Below are 17,313 nucleotides of genomic sequence, written 5' to 3' on the forward strand. Positions count from 1 at the left end.
ATTATATGAAGACCCTCGATAAAATACCCACGGGAAAAATAGAACGCGCAAGTCAGTTGGTCAAAACCGGGGTTAAAATCAGTGGCAACTACGTAAAATACTATGGCAAAAAGCTGGTAAATCCAGAACTTTCACGTGAGGGGTTGGATGAAGACAATGCCGAGGATATCTACGATGGCTTAAAAAGTCTTAAGGGAAGTGCCCTTAAAGTCGCCCAGATGTTGAGCATGGAAAAAAACCTATTGCCCAACGCCTATGTCGAGAAGTTTTCACTTTCCCAGTTTTCAGTTCCACCTTTATCCGCGCCCTTAGTCCGAAAAACGTTCAAAAAGTATTTGGGTAAGTTTCCGGAAGAGATTTTTGACACCTTCGAACGGGATTCGATAAATGCCGCAAGTATCGGTCAGGTACACAAAGCCACCAAAGACGGGAAAAATCTTGCCGTGAAGATTCAATATCCTGGGGTAGCGAAAAGCATTAGCAGCGATTTGGCTTTAGTGAAACCGATTGCGCTTCGTATGTTCAACATAAAAGGTAAGGACGCCGATAAATATTTCAAGGAAGTTGAAGGCAAACTCATCGAGGAAACCGATTACCTTTTAGAGATACAGCAAAGCAAGGAAATTACCGAAGCCTGCACCCAAATCGAAAATTTAGAGTTCCCGAAATACTACGAGCAGCTTTCCAGTGAAAAAATAATCACGATGGACTGGATGCATGGTCTGCATCTTAGTGAATTCGCAAAGACTGATTTTAGCGCGGAATTAGGGAACAAATTGGGTCAGACACTTTGGGATTTTTATATGTATCAAATTCACGGTTTACGAAAGGTACATGCCGACCCACACCCGGGAAATTTCTTGGTCAGCGATCGAGAAACATTGATTGCCATCGATTTTGGATGCATTAAGGAAGTGCCTGATGAATTCTACATTCCTTATTTTGAATTGGCCAATAAAGAAACGATCTCCAACGATGAGCTCTTCACCCAAAAGCTTTATGAGCTTGATATCTTAATTGAAACGGACACTTCCAAGGAGTTGAAATTCTTCAAAGCACTTTTTAAGGAAATGCTTACCCTATTTACAGCCCCCTTTAATGAGGAACAGTTCGATTTTGGGAAAGACGATTTCTGGGTACAAATCGCCGAGCTCAGTGAGCGTTTCTCAAAAGATACCGAATTGCGTAAAATGAACGGGAACAGAGGGTCGAAGCATTTTTTATATATGAACCGTACCTTTTTTGGATTGTATAATCTGCTGCACGACCTGAAGGCCCAAGTGAAGGTGAACAATTTTGAAAAATATCTGAATTAATCCTTCCCGATGGTCTCTTTGTCCAAATCCAAGGGCATTCCTTCTTGTTTTACGTATTTGTTCAACCACTGATCTTGCTCCCACAAGAGGTGCAAGATACTCTCTTTTGCCCGGTATCCGTGGCTTTCCTTGGGTAGCATTACCAATCGTACGGTTGCCCCCAATCCTTTTAAGGCATTGAAATAGCGCTCACTCTGCATCGGGTAGGTACCCGAATTATTGTCGGCCTCACCATGAACGAGCAAAAGGGGTGTTTTCATTTTGTCGGCATGCATGAACGGAGACATGGTATTGTACACCTCCGGGGCTTCCCAATAGTTACGTTCCTCACTCTGAAAGCCAAATGGCGTAAGCGTTCTATTATAGGCCCCGCTTCTGGCGATCCCCGCTGCAAAAAGGTCGGAGTGAGAAAGAAGATTGGCAACCATAAAGGCGCCATAGCTATGCCCTCCAACGGCAACTTTCTTTCTATCGATATATCCCAAATTGTCTACGGCATCAATGGCCGCTTTTGCATTGGATACCAATTGCGCCCTAAAGGTGTCATTGGGCTGTTCATCGGCTTCACCGATAATGGGGAAAGAGGCATCATCCAGAACCACATACCCCTGCGTAACCCAGTATATCGGTGAACCCCAAAAGGGATAGGTGAACTCATTGGGGTTTTGAGTACTTTGGGAAGCGCTATTCTTATCTTTATATTCCCGCGGGTACGCCCACAAGATCATTGGCTTTTTCTCCTTACTGTTTTTGTCATAGCCCACTGGTAGATAGAGTGTTCCCGTAAGATCCAATCCGTCCTCCCGTTTATAGGTAATCACTTCTTTTTGAACGTCTTGAATACTTTTAAAAGGATTTTCAAAATTGGTAAGCTGTATCTTTCCCTTGCGTTTTCGAAGGGTCTTGTAATAATAGTTTGGATATTCGTTAGAGGATTCTATGCGTACCAACAATTCGTCTTTGTTTGGTTTATACTCGATCAGATCTTCCTTTTTTCCTTCAAGTTTAGAGGTGTATAGCCGTATTTTCTCTTGGGTTCGCAGGTTGAATTTATCCACAAAGGGAAACTGCCCATCTTCGGTAAAACCGTCCCCCAAGAGGTAGGCATTGCTATTTTCATCCAAAGCAATGACCGATTCGCCGAATTCGTTCTTGGCCGTCACTAAATTTCCAGGATCGCTATACACATCCTGATAGTTTCGATCCGTAATAATTTTCGCTTCTTTCTCGTTGTTCGATGGGTCAAATAGGTAACTTTTGGTATTTCTGGTATTCCACCAATAATCATATGCGATGGCCGTGGTTTTATCTCCCCATTCAATACCACTATAGCGATTGACCGTTTTTAGAATACTTTGGCCGGCTTGGTCGAAAGGTGCGTCCATTTGAAACACTTCGTCCCGGTAGGCAACGTCGTTTTCAGGGTCGCCACCATCCAAGGCTTGGGCATAAATTAAACTCGCAGGTTTGTCTTTTCGCCAACTTAAAGAACGCATACCCATCCGCACCGCCATAAAACCTTTGGGCAGGTCTTCAATGAGGGGTACTTCCAACACCTCAGAGACCAAAGCACCGTTATGATCATATACATTGGCTTTGGAAGGGAACCTGTAATAGGGCACCAAATAGGAAAATGGCCTCTTGATCGTGACCACCATTACATACTTGCCATCCGGTGAAAAGCTGATATTCGAATACAGATCGGCATCCATCCACTTGGTTTTGGTGCCGTTCAAATCTATACGGTACAATTCGGAACGGGCCAATTGTTCGAAATTAAATTCGTCGTTCGGATTTTTCAATAAGTCCTGATAGGTTCTATTCTGTGCCTTTTTCCCATCATTTGAAGAAATGGTTGGACCCTCGGGAACCGCCTCGGCAGCATTGATCAATGGTTTTCTATCGGAAGGCAGCATTTTAACAAGAAGGCTCTTCCCGTCTTTAAACCAATTGATCACGTCCCTCATATTGGCATTGGCGGAAGCCTCGGTCAATTTTTGTACGGACGCTTTTTCCAAATCCAGTACCCAGATTTCTACGCCTTCAGCCGTCGTATGGGTAACCGCAATTTTGGTCTGATCTGGCGACCATTGAAAATTCGCCAATCTCGGATTGTTCGGTAAGCCCGTTACTTGGGTGATTTTTTCACCTTTGGGCGTTTTTATTTTGATGTTGTTATAGTAATTGGTCCTACTCCCGATGTTGGTTTTCGGATTAATACGCAAGCCTGCAAGCCGAAGCTCCGTTTCCGACAATTCATTGATCGATTTATAATAATCCCTATACAATAGCACCATATGTTCACCACTATCGTTGATGAGCACCGATGGCGCTAAAGGCGCGTCAACCAAATCTAAAATGGCGGCTGGTGGCTTTTGGTACCCAAGGTTTTCTTGGGAAAACCCGATCAAGGAAATTAAAAGAAACGCAATACAGACTAATTTTTTCATGCCAAAAGGTTTTTTTTATTGAATTTGATATCAGCTGTTCACTATATTTCGAGTTAAAAGTCTCAGAAATTGGATAAGCAACTTTTATCCCAAAGTAAGAAAATTTAAATTTAAAACCCTTAGCTTGCTTGTTAAACTAACGGGCTGGTCAATCCATTCTTTGTAGTAGCTAAGAAAGCCGGTTTGAACCTTTTCTTGGAATCTATTCCTGAAGGTTCTAATTTTTTTATAATGAGTAACTTGAAGGCTTTAGAACTTTAAAATGAATAGCAATGTACAATTCTAAAATAATAGGACTTGGGTATTTTGTGCCTGAAAATGTAGTCACTAACGATGATCTTTCCAAAAAGATGGATACAAGTGATGAATGGATTCAAGAGCGTACGGGGATACAAGAGCGCCGTCACGTTATCGAAGGAGATGGGGAAACGACTACCAGCATGGGCGTGAAAGCCGCCAAAATAGCTATCGAACGTGCAGGCATCGATAAGGATGATATCGATTTTATAGTGTTTGCGACCTTGAGTCCGGATTATTATTTTCCCGGTCCCGGTGTATTGGTACAACGCGATTTGGATATCAAGACCGTTGGCGCGTTGGATGTACGAAATCAGTGTTCAGGATTTGTATACGCCATCTCTGTGGCCGATCAGTTCATAAAAACGGGCATGTACAAGAATATTTTGGTAATCGGTTCCGAAATACATTCCAAAGGTCTGGATATGACGACCCGGGGCAGGGGAGTTTCTGTTATTTTCGGGGACGGCGCTGGAGCGGCGATTTTGAGTAGGGAAGAGGATGACACGAAGGGCATACTTTCAACACATTTGCATTCCCAAGGCGAGCATGCCGAAGAATTGGCACTCTTGGCACCGGGTATGGGTGGCCGGTGGGTAAAGGATATCGTGGCGGATAATGACATAGACGACGCGTCGTATTATCCGGTCATGAACGGCCAATTTGTTTTCAAGAATGCGGTCGTGCGGTTTAGCGAGGTGATTATGGAAGGGTTGGCCCAGAACAATTTAAAACCCGCGGATATTAATATGTTGGTGCCCCATCAGGCGAACCTCCGTATTTCGCAGTTTATTCAAAAGAAATTCGGTCTGAACGACGACCAGGTACATAACAATATCATGAAATTCGGTAATACTACTGCGGCTTCGATACCTATAGCCTTGACAGAAGCATGGGAAGGCGGTAAGATAAAAGAGGGTGATTTGGTCGTGCTCGCGGCTTTTGGAAGCGGTTTTACCTGGGGTAGCGTCCTGATCAGGTGGTAAGCGGTCGGTAAAACAAAACCCTGACATTGCTGCCAGGGTTTCTGTTATTGAGTCCGCTATACTAAACACTAACCATTAACTATAAACATAGCTTCATCAACAACTAAAACGTTATATTAAAATTGGTCTGGCTATCTGCGCAAGATGCTTTCAACATCTTTATAATCTAAATACGCCCTTCGCGAACCACAATTCTTTCAATACAAATGCACAAAACACTTGTTTTAGGAGCTTCTTTAAAAACGAATCGTTATAGTAACATGGCGGTACATCGCCTCCGGGCCCATAACATAACAACTGAAGCATTCGGTCTTAAAAAAGGTAACATCGGGGACACGCAAATTAAGACCAATTTTAATGATTTTCAAAATATTCACACGGTAACTTTGTATGTTGGCGCAGGCCGCCAGCCTGATTATTACGGGGAAATCTTAAAATTGAAGCCCCAGAGAGTCATCTTCAATCCCGGAACCGAGAACCCGGAATTTTATAAAATACTTAAAGACAATGCAATAGAAGTTGAGGTGGCTTGTACTTTGGTTTTATTGGCAACAAATCAATATTCGGCCAATTGAGAATTTATTAGATAAAACTTTAACACTTCTAAAAGTGTATTTCATCGATTAATTGATGTGTTTTAACGATTTTTTAAAATGAAGACCCTGCTTATTTCTTTCGAATTAGCCATAAGCCGAGAAAAGTTATAAGTCCGTTTATGGGTAGTAATTCATATCCAAAGGAATATCCTCCTAAGTTTTCCGGTTCGATGTTCGCCAAACCAATGGTAACCAATACCGAGCTAAGGGCGACTACCCAGACCCATTTATCATGTACCTCATAAGACGTGAAGATACCAAAGGCGAAAAGGCCGAGTAATGGTCCGTAGGTATACCCTGCTACTTTTAAAAGGCCGTCGATGACATTGGTATCAAGCACATGTTTGAAGAGTATCACCACCAAAATCAGCAAAATGCTCATCCCGACATGGGTGTATTTGCGCAGGCGTTTTCGATTGGTTTCCGGTTTTTTTTCAATCCCTAAAAAATCGACGCAGAACGAAGTGGTCAAAGAGGTCAATGCACTATCGGCGCTACTGTAAGCCGCAGCGATAAGGCCCAGCATAAAGGTAACGGCAACGGTAATGCCCAAATCGCTTTTCAGGGCAATTTGAGGAAATAATAGGTCTGATTTTGGCTTGCCATCCATCATAGGTAGCGCTATGCCGTTTTTTCCCGCATAAATGAACAAAAGGGCGCCGAGCAGCATAAACACAAAGGTTACCAAGACGAGCACCACGCTAAAGCTCAGCATATTTTTCTGGGAATCTTTAAGGGTACTTACCGTTAGGTTCTTCTGCATCATATCCTGATCAAGACCGGTCATACAAATGGTAACGAACATACCGCCCAAAAAGGATTTCAACAAGTGGTCTTTGGCGAGCCAATCATCAACAAAAATCGTTTTGCTGTATTGTTTCAATTCGTTGGAGTTCAGGAATTCAAAAAGCCCCCACTCCATCTTATCCAATATAAAATAAATGGATAACCCTACGGATAGCAGCATAAACAGGGTTTGTAAGGTGTCCGTCCAAACGATGGTCTTTATACCACCTTTAAATGTATAGATCCATATCAATAATACGGAGATGATTACGGTGACCTCGTAGGGTACTCCCAGTTCGTCGAACACAAATTGCTGCAACACGATAGCCACTAAGAATAGTCGGAACGCCGCCCCCAACACCCGGGATACGAAGAACGAAACAGCCCCCACTTTGTAGCTGACAAATCCAAAGCGGTCATCCAGGTATTGATAGATCGAGGTTACATTTTGTCTGTAATATACAGGTAGCAGCACGTAGGCGGTTATGATATAGCCGAGCAAATAGCCGAAGACTACTTGCATATAACTGAACTGCGAAGCTTCTACCCACCCGGGAACGGAGATAAAGGTTACCCCTGAAAGGGATGCGCCCACCATGCCAAAGGCGACCAAGTACCACGGCGATTTGTTACCGGCCTTGAAAAAGTCGTCATTCGTATCGTTTTTTCCGGTAAAATAAGAGATGGCTAGTAAGAGTAGAAAATAGCCTCCGATAAGAAAAAGAATGTTGGTTGGCGTCATGTGGTTAAAATTACGATAAAAACAGAAGGTCATAAGTACCCTTGTGCCTATTTTAATTGATCAAAAAACGTCTAATCCCTGAATTACTGGTCGATTAGGGCCTAATTCTAGAGCGTAATCCTTACATTTTATCATTTTTTTTGTTTTCGGCAAAAGAGTCGTTACCGGTAGAAGTAGTTGCAACGCACCACTAAAGGCTACTTATACGTATGTGGTATAATTTTGATCATGAAGTAGTGTGCTTCAGGGTTCCTATCTTGTATTTGGATTCGGTTCGTCTAAAATCGTAAATTTGTGCCTATGGATTTTTCTTCGAAACTTTTAGAGAATGCAGTGTATGAGATGTCGCAATTGCCGGGAATCGGAAAGCGTACGGCACTGCGGTTGGTGTTGCACTTATTAAAACAACCCAATGAGCGCACAAAGGGATTGACCACCGCTTTGAGCAATCTTCGGGAGGGAATTAAACTATGTGAGAACTGCCATAATATTTCCGACGTACAGCTTTGTGAACTATGCGCGAGTTCTAAGAGGGACAGAAGCCTGATCTGTGTGGTCGAAGACATTCGGGATGTGATGGCTATTGAGAACACGAGTCAGTATAATGGGTTGTATCATGTTTTGGGTGGAAAAATATCACCGATGGAGGGTGTCGGCCCGCAAGAGCTCACTATTGGCTCCCTGGTCAAAAAGGCTAAAAGTGGAGAAATAAAGGAACTGATATTTGCGTTAAGCTCTACCATGGAAGGCGATACCACTAATTTTTATATCTATAAGCAACTCGAGGGCTTGGATATTAACACCTCTACCATCGCCAGGGGAATCGCCGTGGGGGATGAACTTGAATATGCCGATGAAGTAACATTGGGAAGGAGTATTTTGAACCGAATCCCCTTCGAAGGGTCCTTAAAAGCAAATTAAAAGCGTAAATTTAATAGGATAAGTTTAACGATAGGGCTTTTTTAATTGTATTTTTGCAAAAAATAGGTCATAAACCGTACCGAAAATAAGAATATGTCAAAGTTTGAACTAAAATTGCCTAGAATGGGAGAAAGTGTTGCCGAGGCGACATTGACCACCTGGTTGAAAGATATAGGCGATACTATCGAGATGGATGAGGCAGTTTTGGAAATCGCCACCGACAAGGTCGATTCCGAAGTGCCTAGTGAAGTCGAAGGAGTTCTGGTAGAAAAACGTTTTGAGGTAGACGATGTGGTGAAAGTAGGCGAGACCTTGGCGATAATCGAGATAAAAGGAAGTTCTAGCAATGGAGTGGAAAAGTCCGTTGCAGCAACTGAAGTTGCAAGCGAGCCTTCGCCAGAGGCGGTAGCGGCAGTGGAGAAGTCGGTGGTCGTCGCAAAAGAGTCTGTTACCGGGCCGGTAGCCGAGCATCAAGGCTCCGAACGATTTTATTCGCCCTTGGTCAAGAATATTGCCAAACAAGAAGGTATTTCGGTCAAAGAATTGGATACGATTACGGGATCCGGTAAAGAGGGTAGGGTAACCAAAAACGATATTTTGGCCTATGTCGCCCAAGAAAAGGAGGGGCGGCCAACACATGACGATTCGAAAATAAAAGAAACACCCGTTGTAAAACATGAAAACACCTCCAGTGTCGAGGAAACTCCGGCCGGCACGGGGAAATCCGTGGCCGCTGCCACCGTTCAAGTTTCTGGAGGCGACGAGACGATAGCAATGACCCGCATGGGCAAACTCATCGCCAAGCATATGATAGAAAGTGTGACTACCTCGGCACATGTACAAAGTTTTATCGAGGTAGATGTGACCAACATCGTGAACTGGCGAAACAAAATGAAGGATGCCTTTGCGAAGCAGGAAGGTGAAAAACTGACGTTCACCCCTATTTTTTTGGAAGCCGTTGCCAAAGCCTTGAAGAAATACCCGATGATGAACATTTCGCTAAACGGCGATACGGTCATCAAGAAAAAGAACATCAATATAGGAATGGCCGCTGCCTTGCCCGATGGCAACCTTATCGTTCCGGTCATTAAAAATGCCGATCAATTGAACTTGGTAGGTATGGCGAAAGTTGTCAATGATCTGGCTCATCGTTCGCGCAACAACCAATTAAAACCTGACGAAATTCAAGAAGGTACCTACACGGTAACGAATGTCGGTACCTTTGGTAGCGTTTTTGGCACACCTATCATCAATCAACCCCAGGTGGGTATTTTGGCGCTCGGGGCCATACGTAAAATCCCATCGGTCATTGAAACCAGTGGAGGTGACTTTATCGGCATTCGGAGTAAAATGTATATTTCCCACAGTTATGACCATAGGGTGGTAAACGGTGCTTTGGGCAGTATGTTCGCAAAGGCCATTGCCGATTATCTGGAGGCTTGGGACGTAAATCGGGAGATTTAACGCTTTCAGTTCTCAAGTTGCCTCATAATTTTTTCGAGTAACCTACTGGCGTCTAAGTTTCTAGGGTCTAGATTATTTGCTTTTTCTGCGTTTGACTTGGCGAGTTGAAGGCTATCCATCTGAAAATAGACATCCGCTAATACGGCATAGGGTTTGGGAATATCCTTTTCGGTCGTTATTGCTTTTAAATATTCCGCTTTCTTCAAGGCCTTCTCGAACGCTCCCATTTCAGCCAACATGCTGGCCTGATAACCCAGTAGGAAAGGATTTTCTTTTTGTTCTGAATTCGTCAATACTGCAATAGAGTCCAATGCTTTTTTCGGACCATATGCGGAATGTAGGAACTCGATATATTCCGCTTTCATGTACACCTCAGTAGGGTATTTGTGTACGATTTTCTTGAAATTATCTTCGACCAGACGGAAAGCGACTTCACGTTTTTCCTGCAACCCTGGTATGCCTTGCTCTCTAGCATTGGTATAATCGACCAGGGCGGTGTAGGCATCAAGAATCAATCGTTCATCCCCGGTGACGGTTTCTTTTTGTCCTTGAATTTCGGAGAAGATTTTTAGGCGTTCATCCAGGTCCAACGTCAAACGCCCCAAAACGCTTTTCCCCATCAGAAAATCAGGGTCGTGCAGCAAAACCTTGCGATATGACTTTTCAGCCGGACCGTAATGGCCTTCATCCATAATCTGTTTCCATCCCAATTCGTAATAATGCAATGCGGAGTCGTTCGCAATACTTTTATAAATAGGATGTTCAAAAGTCGATTGTTCAGTACAGGAATAAAATAAGGTCAGTACTGCGAAATAAAATAGCGTCTTCATAATGGTTGAAGATAGTAAATCGTGAAATTGTACAATGAATAACATGTTGATGCGAAATTCCATTCAAAAAAGAACGTATTATGTTACAGGAATGCCAACAGGCAATTATATTTCAAGAGAAGGGCCATATTTCGTAAATAGGGTTGATGTTTCACAAGGTAACCAATACCTTTGCATCACCAAACCGAATTCGTATGGCGTTTAGCGTTGCAGTGCAGCCCAAGGGTAACCTACTCTTTCTGATTTTTCTATTTTTCGCCATACAGCAGATGCGTGCACAAGAGGAAAGTTCTATTAAACTTTTTGTTGAATGCAGTTGTGAGAAGTCATACATCCAGCAAGAAATCGCTTTTTTAGACCATGTCCGGGATCAGGATTTGGCAAATGTGCAGCTCTTCATTTACGACATTGCCAATGGTAGCGGTGGTCGTACCTATAAAATGGAATTTTCCGGAAAAGGTGCATTTGCCAACGTTACCAAAAAAATCGATTTTGAAAGTAATGCCAATATGACCAGTGATGAGGTTCGAAAGGGTCTAGTGAGAACCATTAAGACAGGTTTGCTCAAATACCTTGTACGTTCTAACTTGGGCAATGAAATAGAGTATGACATTGGTAAAGCGGGATTGAAACAACTACAGGACATCGATTTTGAAGATCCTTGGAATAACTGGATATTCGAGGTATACGGTCAAGCGGAACTGGATAAGGAATCGAGCCGGAATAGTTTCGAATACGAAGTAGGTTTCGAAAGTGACCGGGTTACGGAAAAAATACGCATCAGGACCGATTTAGAATTAAACCAGTCCACCAGTGAGTTCGTTAGAAACGAAGAAACGTTTACTAGCGAGCGATTTAGGTATTCTGGAGATGGAAGTGTGGTACGCAGTTTATCTGACCATTGGTCTGCTGGAATTTTTGCCGGTGGCCGCCACGATACGTTCAGGAATTTAGATTTTAGATATTATGTAACCCCTGCCGTAGAATACAATATTTTTCCATACCGCGAAGTACTCCGCCGGGAAATCGTCTTTGCCTATAAGATCGGTTACTTTCACAACGACTATATCGAGCCCACGATTTTCGGTCAGAGCGCCGAAGGAATTTTCAATCATTCACTGGATGTGCAAGTTCGTTTTCGTCAACCTTGGGGAAATGTCTTCTCCCGCTTGAGGGCGTCGACATTTTTAAATGATTTCAATAAGAATAGAACACAGTTTTTCGGAAATGTTTCGGTAAGAATTTTCAAAGGTCTTGCGGTACGGTTCGCAGCTAGAATGGAGCTGATTCGAGATCAAATCAATCTGCCAGGAGGGCAGGCATCTCTAGAGGACGTCTTGTTACAGCAAAAACAAATCGCCACCGATTTCGAGGTCGGTTTTAGTGTCGGCCTAAGCTATACATTTGGTTCGGCCTACAATAATATAATCAATACGAGGCTATAAAGCGATGAGCCGCTAAAAATTGGATAGCATACTTATAACGAAGTCGGTCTAAGAACATCGCATTCTGGACAGAAAGTCTTTGATTAACAGCTTACGCCCTGTATGGGGCGAATCGGCAAAAGCTCATAATTTGGGGTGTTTGCGCCTAATCTACTTATCTCCCTTTCATATGCTGCTGAATATCCAGTCGTGATAGGATGATTTCCTCGAATTCTTTAAGGACTTCCTCATTTTCGGAATGCTCGTAGTCTTTGTTGATCAATTTCCATTTTGTAGTGGTATTGGAATAATCCTTCGTGCCGATAAAGGCAAATGTGGTTTTCGTTTCGGATTTCTTTCGGATCCATGTCTTCATCACTTGATTTTCCTTAGGATTTTTAAAATACAGATGATACCAGTGATCTGCCTCCGTCCTTCTTCCATCTTCGAAACCTAAGGCTTGCGGAGGCAGGTATTCTGGATTATTGGTTTTGAAATCCGCTATTCGCTCCGCCAATTCCGTTTCCGACAGACTTATCTCATACTTGGTCGCGTAGGGATAGCTTCCCGGTGCAAAATCGCAGGAAAAGAGCAAAGTCAAAAGCAGTACGAAAGCAAAATTCTTCACTATTTATTCTTTATCGGGGGCATTGGTTACTCCTTCATTACTTATGTGGTAATTTACCATTATGTCTATAATAGCCGTATTATAATATTGATTTCCCGATGTTCCGATTTTGTATATCGTCTTTGGTAATGCCGCCAAACCTAGGCCTATTCCTAATACACCTGAATAAAGTCTGGTTTTCAACGGGAAAAAGGGATTTGAAGCGATCTGCAATTCCTCGGATACGAATTTATAATCGGCACCAATGGCCCGTGTATCGGTAAACAAACCCGAGGCACCTGCTACGCCCAAGTTGTCGTATCTTCTATCATGCCCGATGGCTGGGTACTCCGATAAATCGGTAGGTATTGCGGTATAGGTATAATCCCCACTATATGTTAAAGGATTATTACCACCTGGGTATGTAAGACCAAATAGATTTTGGCCAACGGTGGAAGGGTCTAATTGATTACCACTGGTAGGAGGGGCACATCTATCTTGCATGGGATAAATAGGGGGATTCTCTTTCGAGTAGATGGGAAAATTTGCGTTTGACGAGGCATAGGCACCACCTAAATAAGAGTTCAGTTGGTGTACTTTTCCCGTTCCTAAAATCATCTTGTCCCCGTTGGTAGATGTAAACTGGTGACCTTTTTCGGTGTACAAGGCACCTTCTCCGTAGGTGGCGATTGCTTGCTCATAGGAATTAACGTTTTTATCCCATTTCCAGCTTATAGACCCATCCTCATTTTTGGTGCCCACCCATTCATCCCAATTCGCTTCAGAAGAGAGCTGTGTTCTGCGCAAAGCATTCTTTAGCTGTGATGCCTTGAGATTACGCCTGTATTGCGCCCTGACCATATTTTTGTACTCTGTATTGGTAAAGGAATGTTCCCCATCGGTTGAAAAATTTTTGGCACAAGCGTTTTTAGCACGTCTCATTGCTATTTGTATATCTCGACGTTGCTTTAAAAGTTCAATTCTTTTCATATTTGGTGATTATGCCTTATTCAGTTCAGCTTGTGAAAGATTTATAGTTGGCGATCATCCTTAATTTCAATTGAAAGGACTTAGCCCATGTTTTTCAAGAGGGCACTTCATGATAATACAACGTCTATAAGTAGATACTAGTGTAACCGAAATCCAAATTACGAAAAAGGATAAGATTAAAGCTGGTTATTCGATGCACTACCCATTTCTTTTGATCGCCTTGAACATTTATGGGATAGTCGCTTAAGAATTTATTAGCTAGAATAAATAAAAGAGGCGATCAGTTCATTGAACTTTATCTATCAACTATCTTTGTGATATCAATCAATCTGCTATGGAACTCAAACTTACTCGTCCTATCTGTTTTTTCGATTTGGAAACCACTGGCACCAATGTGGCAAAAGACCGTATCGTCGAAATATCCATTTTAAAGATCTTTCCGAACGGAAATAAGGAAAGTAAGACTTGGCTAGTGAATCCTGGTGTTCCAATCCCGCCTGAAGTAGTCGCGGTTCATGGTATTTCTGATGAAAGAGTTGCCAACGAGCCTAGTTTTAAAGTGCTTTCTAAAGAGGTGTATGCCATGATAAAGGATTGTGATTTGGGTGGCTTCAATTCCGACCGTTTCGATATTCCCTTATTGGCCGAGGAACTGTTACGTGCCGATATCGATTTCGATATGAAGAATACGGTTGCAATCGATGTACAGACGATTTTTCATAAAATGGAGAAAAGAACCCTTGGGGCAGCTTACAAATTCTATTGTGACAAGGACCTCACCGATGCCCATAGTGCAGAGGCCGATACCAATGCGACCTACGAGGTATTGCTCTCCCAGCTCGACAGATATCCCGAGTTGGAGAATAACGTAAAAAAATTGGCGGAATTCTCGACGCACAAAAAATTTGTTGATTTTGCAGGTTTTATTGCCATGGATGAAGATGAGGAAGTCATATTCGCATTTGGTAAGCACAAGGGCAAAAAGGTAAACGAGGTACTGGACAATGAGCCAGGTTACTTTGGTTGGATGCTCAATGCCGATTTTCCCTTATACACCAAGAAAGTGCTGACACAAATAAAGTTGAGCAGACTCAACAACAAATTGTAAGTTCAAGGCTTTAAAGAAACAATTTGCTCAGCCCGAACGTAAGTTTCTATTTTACCACTAACCATAAACTAGTCATGAAGATTATTTGTATTGGCCGAAACTATGCAGACCATATCAAAGAATTGGACAATGAACGTCCGACAGACCCTGTCGTTTTTATAAAACCGGATTCTGCGGTGCTGCCCAAAGAACAGGATTTCTACATTCCCGAATTCTCGAAGGACGTACATTATGAGGTAGAGGTACTCCTGAAAATAAAAAAGGTGGGAAAGCATATCAGTTCCAAATTCGCACATACCTATTACGATGAGGTGGGCTTAGGTATCGATTTTACGGCTCGTGATCTACAAGCGCAGTTAAAGGAAAAAGGACTCCCCTGGGAAAAGGCCAAAGGTTTTGATGGCGCTGCCGTTATTGGGGAGTGGCGACCAAAGACGAATTACAAGGACTTGAACAATCTCGATTTTTCATTGCAGAAAAACGACAAAATCGTTCAAAATGGAAATACCCGATTGATGCTCTGGAAAATAGACGAGCTGATAGCCTATGTGTCCCGATTTTTTACGTTGAAAAAAGGGGATATAATTTTTACAGGTACCCCGGCAGGGGTTGGTAGAATACAGGCAAATGACTATCTTTCGGGCAGATTGGGGGGCGAAGAATTATTTACCGTAAATATTAAGTGATGATTTATAGTTTGGATAAAATCAATGAGATGGCGGAGGGTGACGAGGAGTTTGTTCAATCTGTAATCTCCGTTTTTTTAGAAGAAGTACCGAATGACCTTGCGGCCCTCGAAACGGCTCTGGAAGATGAAAATTACCAACAAGTATATCAGTTGGCCCATAAAATCAAGCCGAATGTCGATTTGTTGGGAATGGAGCAAACCCGCGCTGCTGCTTTGGAAATAGAAACGTTGGGCAAAAATTCGGCCAATATGGCGGAGATACAAAAGGTGTTTCCCATACTTCAAAAAGACATTACCCAGGTAGTAGGAGAGCTCAAGAAAGATTTTAATCTATAATGTTCGCCGAAATCATTACCATAGGCGATGAGATTCTCATAGGGCAAATCGTTGATACGAATTCTGCATTCATCGGAAAAGAACTGAATAAGATCGGGGTTTCCGTTTACCAGATTACTTCCGTTCAAGATGATCGGGAGCATATCCTCAAGGCGTTAAAAACCGCTGCGAAAAATGCCCAAATCGTTATTTGTACCGGAGGGCTCGGTCCTACGAAAGACGATATCACCAAACACACGTTTTGCGAATACTTTGATGACCACTTAGTGCAGGATACCTCGGTATTGCAGCATGTAGAGGAATTGTTCGCGAAATACATATCCACACCGATTTCCGAGGTAAACAGACTACAGGCCATGGTGCCTTCGAAGGCGACCATTTTGAAAAATGAATTCGGAACGGCCCCGGGCATGTGGATCAAGGAAAATGATACGGTTTTCGTGTCGTTGCCGGGGGTACCTTTTGAGATGAAAGGTTTGATGAGCAATCATGTACTCCCGAAAATCGTCGAAGACTTTAAACGTCCCCATATTCTTCATAAAACCCTGGTCACCTACGGAAAAGGGGAAAGCGCGGTTGCCGAAATTATCGAAGACTGGGAAAACAGCCTACCCGATTTCGTAAAATTGGCATATTTGCCAAGTTTAGGAAAAGTACGGCTACGCATGACGGCAAAAGGTACGGATAAGGCTATCCTGGAAAATGCCGTGGCCTCGGCATCCGAAAAGTTGTATGCCCTGATCGGCGACATTATATATGGTACCGAAGATGAGGAAACCATCGAAGTCTCCGTCGGCAAGTTGTTTACCATGAAAAAGATGACCCTAGCGACTGCCGAAAGTTGTACAGGAGGTAAAATCGCTGAACAGATTACGTCGGTTCCGGGTGCGTCGGCATTTTTCAAAGGCAGCGTTGTCAGTTATGCCACAGAGACCAAGCAGGACGTATTGCATGTACCAAAAGCGATGATCGAGACCCATTCCGTCGTAAGCGAAGAGGTGGCCATGGCCATGGCCATGAACGTGCGCAAACTACTCAAAACAGACTTCGCCATTTCGACCACGGGTAATGCCGGACCTACCAAAGGAGACTCCGATGCAGAGGTGGGTACGGTGTACATTGGTATTGCTACACCAACTACTACATATGCCAAACGATTCAATATGGGAAATCATCGTGTCAGAATCGTTCAAAAGGCCGTAAACAAAGGGCTGGAAATGATACAGAAAGAAATTTCAAAAATCTGAAGTAGATAGTTGTTCGTCCCGTAAAAATGATATAAATTTGCATCCTGTTTAAAAAAATCGACACAATGTCAAAAGTTTGTGAAATTACTGGGAAGAGAGCAATGTTCGGAAATAATGTTTCGTTCTCGATCAATAAGACCAGAAGAAGGTTTGACGTAAATCTTTCTAAAAAGCGTTTCTATCTTCCGGAAGAGGACCGTTGGGTGACTTTAAAGGTTTCTGCCAAAGGATTGAAGATCATCAATAGAAGAGGCATTACCGCTGTTTACAAAGAAATGAAAGCGCAAGGATCCGTTAAGTAGTCCTTAAAAATAAATTACCATGGCAAAAAAAGGAAATAGGGTTCAGGTTATTTTAGAATGTACGGAGCATAAAGAGTCCGGGCAACCAGGAACTTCACGGTATATTACGACCAAGAATAAAAAGAACACTCCGGAACGATTGGAGATTAAAAAGTATAACCCGATTTTGAGAAAAATGACGGTTCACAAAGAAATAAAGTAACGAATCGATAGATTCCCTCCT

General features: G+C 42.8%; 17 protein-coding genes. 12 read left to right on the plus strand and 5 right to left on the minus strand.

The window, feature by feature from the left end; genetic code table 11:
* The first annotated feature begins 5 nt into the window (after window positions 1-5).
* The gene (locus FGM00_RS03745) at window positions 6-1,316 is read left to right on the plus strand and encodes an ABC1 kinase family protein (protein WP_138851618.1); all 1,311 of its coding nucleotides are present in this window, start codon (window positions 6-8) and stop codon (window positions 1,314-1,316) included.
* On the opposite strand, the gene FGM00_RS03750 is transcribed toward FGM00_RS03745, so the two are convergent.
* Window positions 1,313-3,766 carry a S9 family peptidase gene (locus FGM00_RS03750; RefSeq protein WP_138851619.1) on the minus strand — a complete coding sequence of 818 codons (2,454 nt, stop codon included), beginning with the start codon at window positions 3,764-3,766 and terminating at the stop codon, window positions 1,313-1,315. The two genes, FGM00_RS03745 and FGM00_RS03750, sit on opposite strands and share 4 nt — an antisense overlap.
* 272 nt (window positions 3,767-4,038) lie before the next feature.
* Between FGM00_RS03750 and FGM00_RS03755 the strand changes: the two genes are divergently transcribed.
* Both FGM00_RS03755 and FGM00_RS03760 read left to right on the plus strand, forming a co-directional pair.
* Complete coding sequence (locus FGM00_RS03755; protein WP_138851620.1) at window positions 4,039-5,049, plus strand: 3-oxoacyl-ACP synthase III family protein; 1,011 nt, start codon at window positions 4,039-4,041, stop codon at window positions 5,047-5,049.
* Between the two features lie 206 nt (window positions 5,050-5,255).
* Window positions 5,256-5,624, plus strand: a complete 369-nt coding sequence (locus FGM00_RS03760) for a CoA-binding protein (RefSeq protein WP_138851621.1) — start codon at window positions 5,256-5,258, stop codon at window positions 5,622-5,624.
* 91 nt (window positions 5,625-5,715) lie between these two features.
* Here the strand turns inward: FGM00_RS03760 and FGM00_RS03765 are convergent, their stop codons facing one another.
* Window positions 5,716-7,173, minus strand: a complete 1,458-nt coding sequence (locus FGM00_RS03765; RefSeq protein ID WP_138851622.1) for a sodium:solute symporter — start codon at window positions 7,171-7,173, stop codon at window positions 5,716-5,718.
* A gap of 300 nt (window positions 7,174-7,473) precedes the next feature.
* Between FGM00_RS03765 and recR the strand changes: the two genes are divergently transcribed.
* Both recR and FGM00_RS03775 read left to right on the plus strand, forming a co-directional pair.
* Complete coding sequence (gene recR, locus FGM00_RS03770) at window positions 7,474-8,094, plus strand: recombination mediator RecR (protein ID WP_138851623.1); 621 nt, start codon at window positions 7,474-7,476, stop codon at window positions 8,092-8,094.
* Window positions 8,095-8,187: 93 nt separating this feature from the next.
* Window positions 8,188-9,558 (plus strand): dihydrolipoamide acetyltransferase family protein, encoded by a 1,371-nt coding sequence (locus FGM00_RS03775; protein ID WP_138851624.1) that lies wholly within the window; start codon window positions 8,188-8,190, stop codon window positions 9,556-9,558.
* Window positions 9,559-9,563: 5 nt separating this feature from the next.
* Here FGM00_RS03775 and FGM00_RS03780 read toward each other — a convergent pair whose 3' ends face one another.
* A complete protein-coding gene (locus FGM00_RS03780; protein WP_138851625.1) occupies window positions 9,564-10,388 on the minus strand; it encodes a hypothetical protein in 825 nt (274 codons plus the stop codon).
* A 194-nt stretch (window positions 10,389-10,582) separates the two neighbouring features.
* Between FGM00_RS03780 and FGM00_RS03785 the strand changes: the two genes are divergently transcribed.
* Complete coding sequence (locus FGM00_RS03785) at window positions 10,583-11,833, plus strand: DUF481 domain-containing protein (RefSeq protein ID WP_175416181.1); 1,251 nt, start codon at window positions 10,583-10,585, stop codon at window positions 11,831-11,833.
* Window positions 11,834-11,987: 154 nt separating this feature from the next.
* Here FGM00_RS03785 and FGM00_RS03790 read toward each other — a convergent pair whose 3' ends face one another.
* Both FGM00_RS03790 and FGM00_RS03795 read right to left on the minus strand, forming a co-directional pair.
* A complete protein-coding gene (locus FGM00_RS03790) occupies window positions 11,988-12,440 on the minus strand; it encodes a hypothetical protein (RefSeq protein ID WP_138851627.1) in 453 nt (150 codons plus the stop codon).
* A 3-nt stretch (window positions 12,441-12,443) separates the two neighbouring features.
* Window positions 12,444-13,409, minus strand: a complete 966-nt coding sequence (locus tag FGM00_RS03795) for a hypothetical protein (RefSeq protein WP_138851628.1) — start codon at window positions 13,407-13,409, stop codon at window positions 12,444-12,446.
* A gap of 334 nt (window positions 13,410-13,743) precedes the next feature.
* Between FGM00_RS03795 and FGM00_RS03800 the strand changes: the two genes are divergently transcribed.
* The 6 genes from FGM00_RS03800 (at window position 13,744) to rpmG (ending at window position 17,292) form a co-directional block, all read left to right on the plus strand.
* Window positions 13,744-14,517: a 3'-5' exonuclease gene (locus FGM00_RS03800; protein WP_138851629.1), complete on the plus strand. Its 774-nt coding sequence runs from the start codon at window positions 13,744-13,746 to the stop codon at window positions 14,515-14,517.
* 74 nt (window positions 14,518-14,591) lie between these two features.
* Window positions 14,592-15,203, plus strand: a complete 612-nt coding sequence (locus tag FGM00_RS03805) for a fumarylacetoacetate hydrolase family protein (protein ID WP_138851630.1) — start codon at window positions 14,592-14,594, stop codon at window positions 15,201-15,203.
* Complete coding sequence (locus FGM00_RS03810; protein ID WP_138851631.1) at window positions 15,203-15,541, plus strand: Hpt domain-containing protein; 339 nt, start codon at window positions 15,203-15,205, stop codon at window positions 15,539-15,541. The genes FGM00_RS03805 and FGM00_RS03810 overlap by 1 nt, the downstream gene beginning before the upstream one ends.
* Complete coding sequence (locus tag FGM00_RS03815; protein WP_138851632.1) at window positions 15,541-16,788, plus strand: competence/damage-inducible protein A; 1,248 nt, start codon at window positions 15,541-15,543, stop codon at window positions 16,786-16,788. Before FGM00_RS03810 ends, FGM00_RS03815 begins: the two co-directional genes overlap by 1 nt.
* A gap of 65 nt (window positions 16,789-16,853) precedes the next feature.
* On the plus strand, window positions 16,854-17,090 hold the full coding sequence (gene rpmB, locus FGM00_RS03820; protein WP_138851633.1) for a 50S ribosomal protein L28: 237 nt from the start codon (window positions 16,854-16,856) through the stop codon (window positions 17,088-17,090).
* A gap of 19 nt (window positions 17,091-17,109) precedes the next feature.
* Entirely contained in the window at window positions 17,110-17,292 is a 183-nt protein-coding gene (gene rpmG, locus FGM00_RS03825; RefSeq protein ID WP_138851634.1) for a 50S ribosomal protein L33, read from the plus strand.
* The last annotated feature ends 21 nt before the right edge of the window (window positions 17,293-17,313 follow it).

The sequence above is a fragment of the Aggregatimonas sangjinii genome (genome assembly GCF_005943945.1).
GTDB classification, from domain to species: Bacteria; Bacteroidota; Bacteroidia; order Flavobacteriales; family Flavobacteriaceae; genus Pelagihabitans; species Pelagihabitans sangjinii.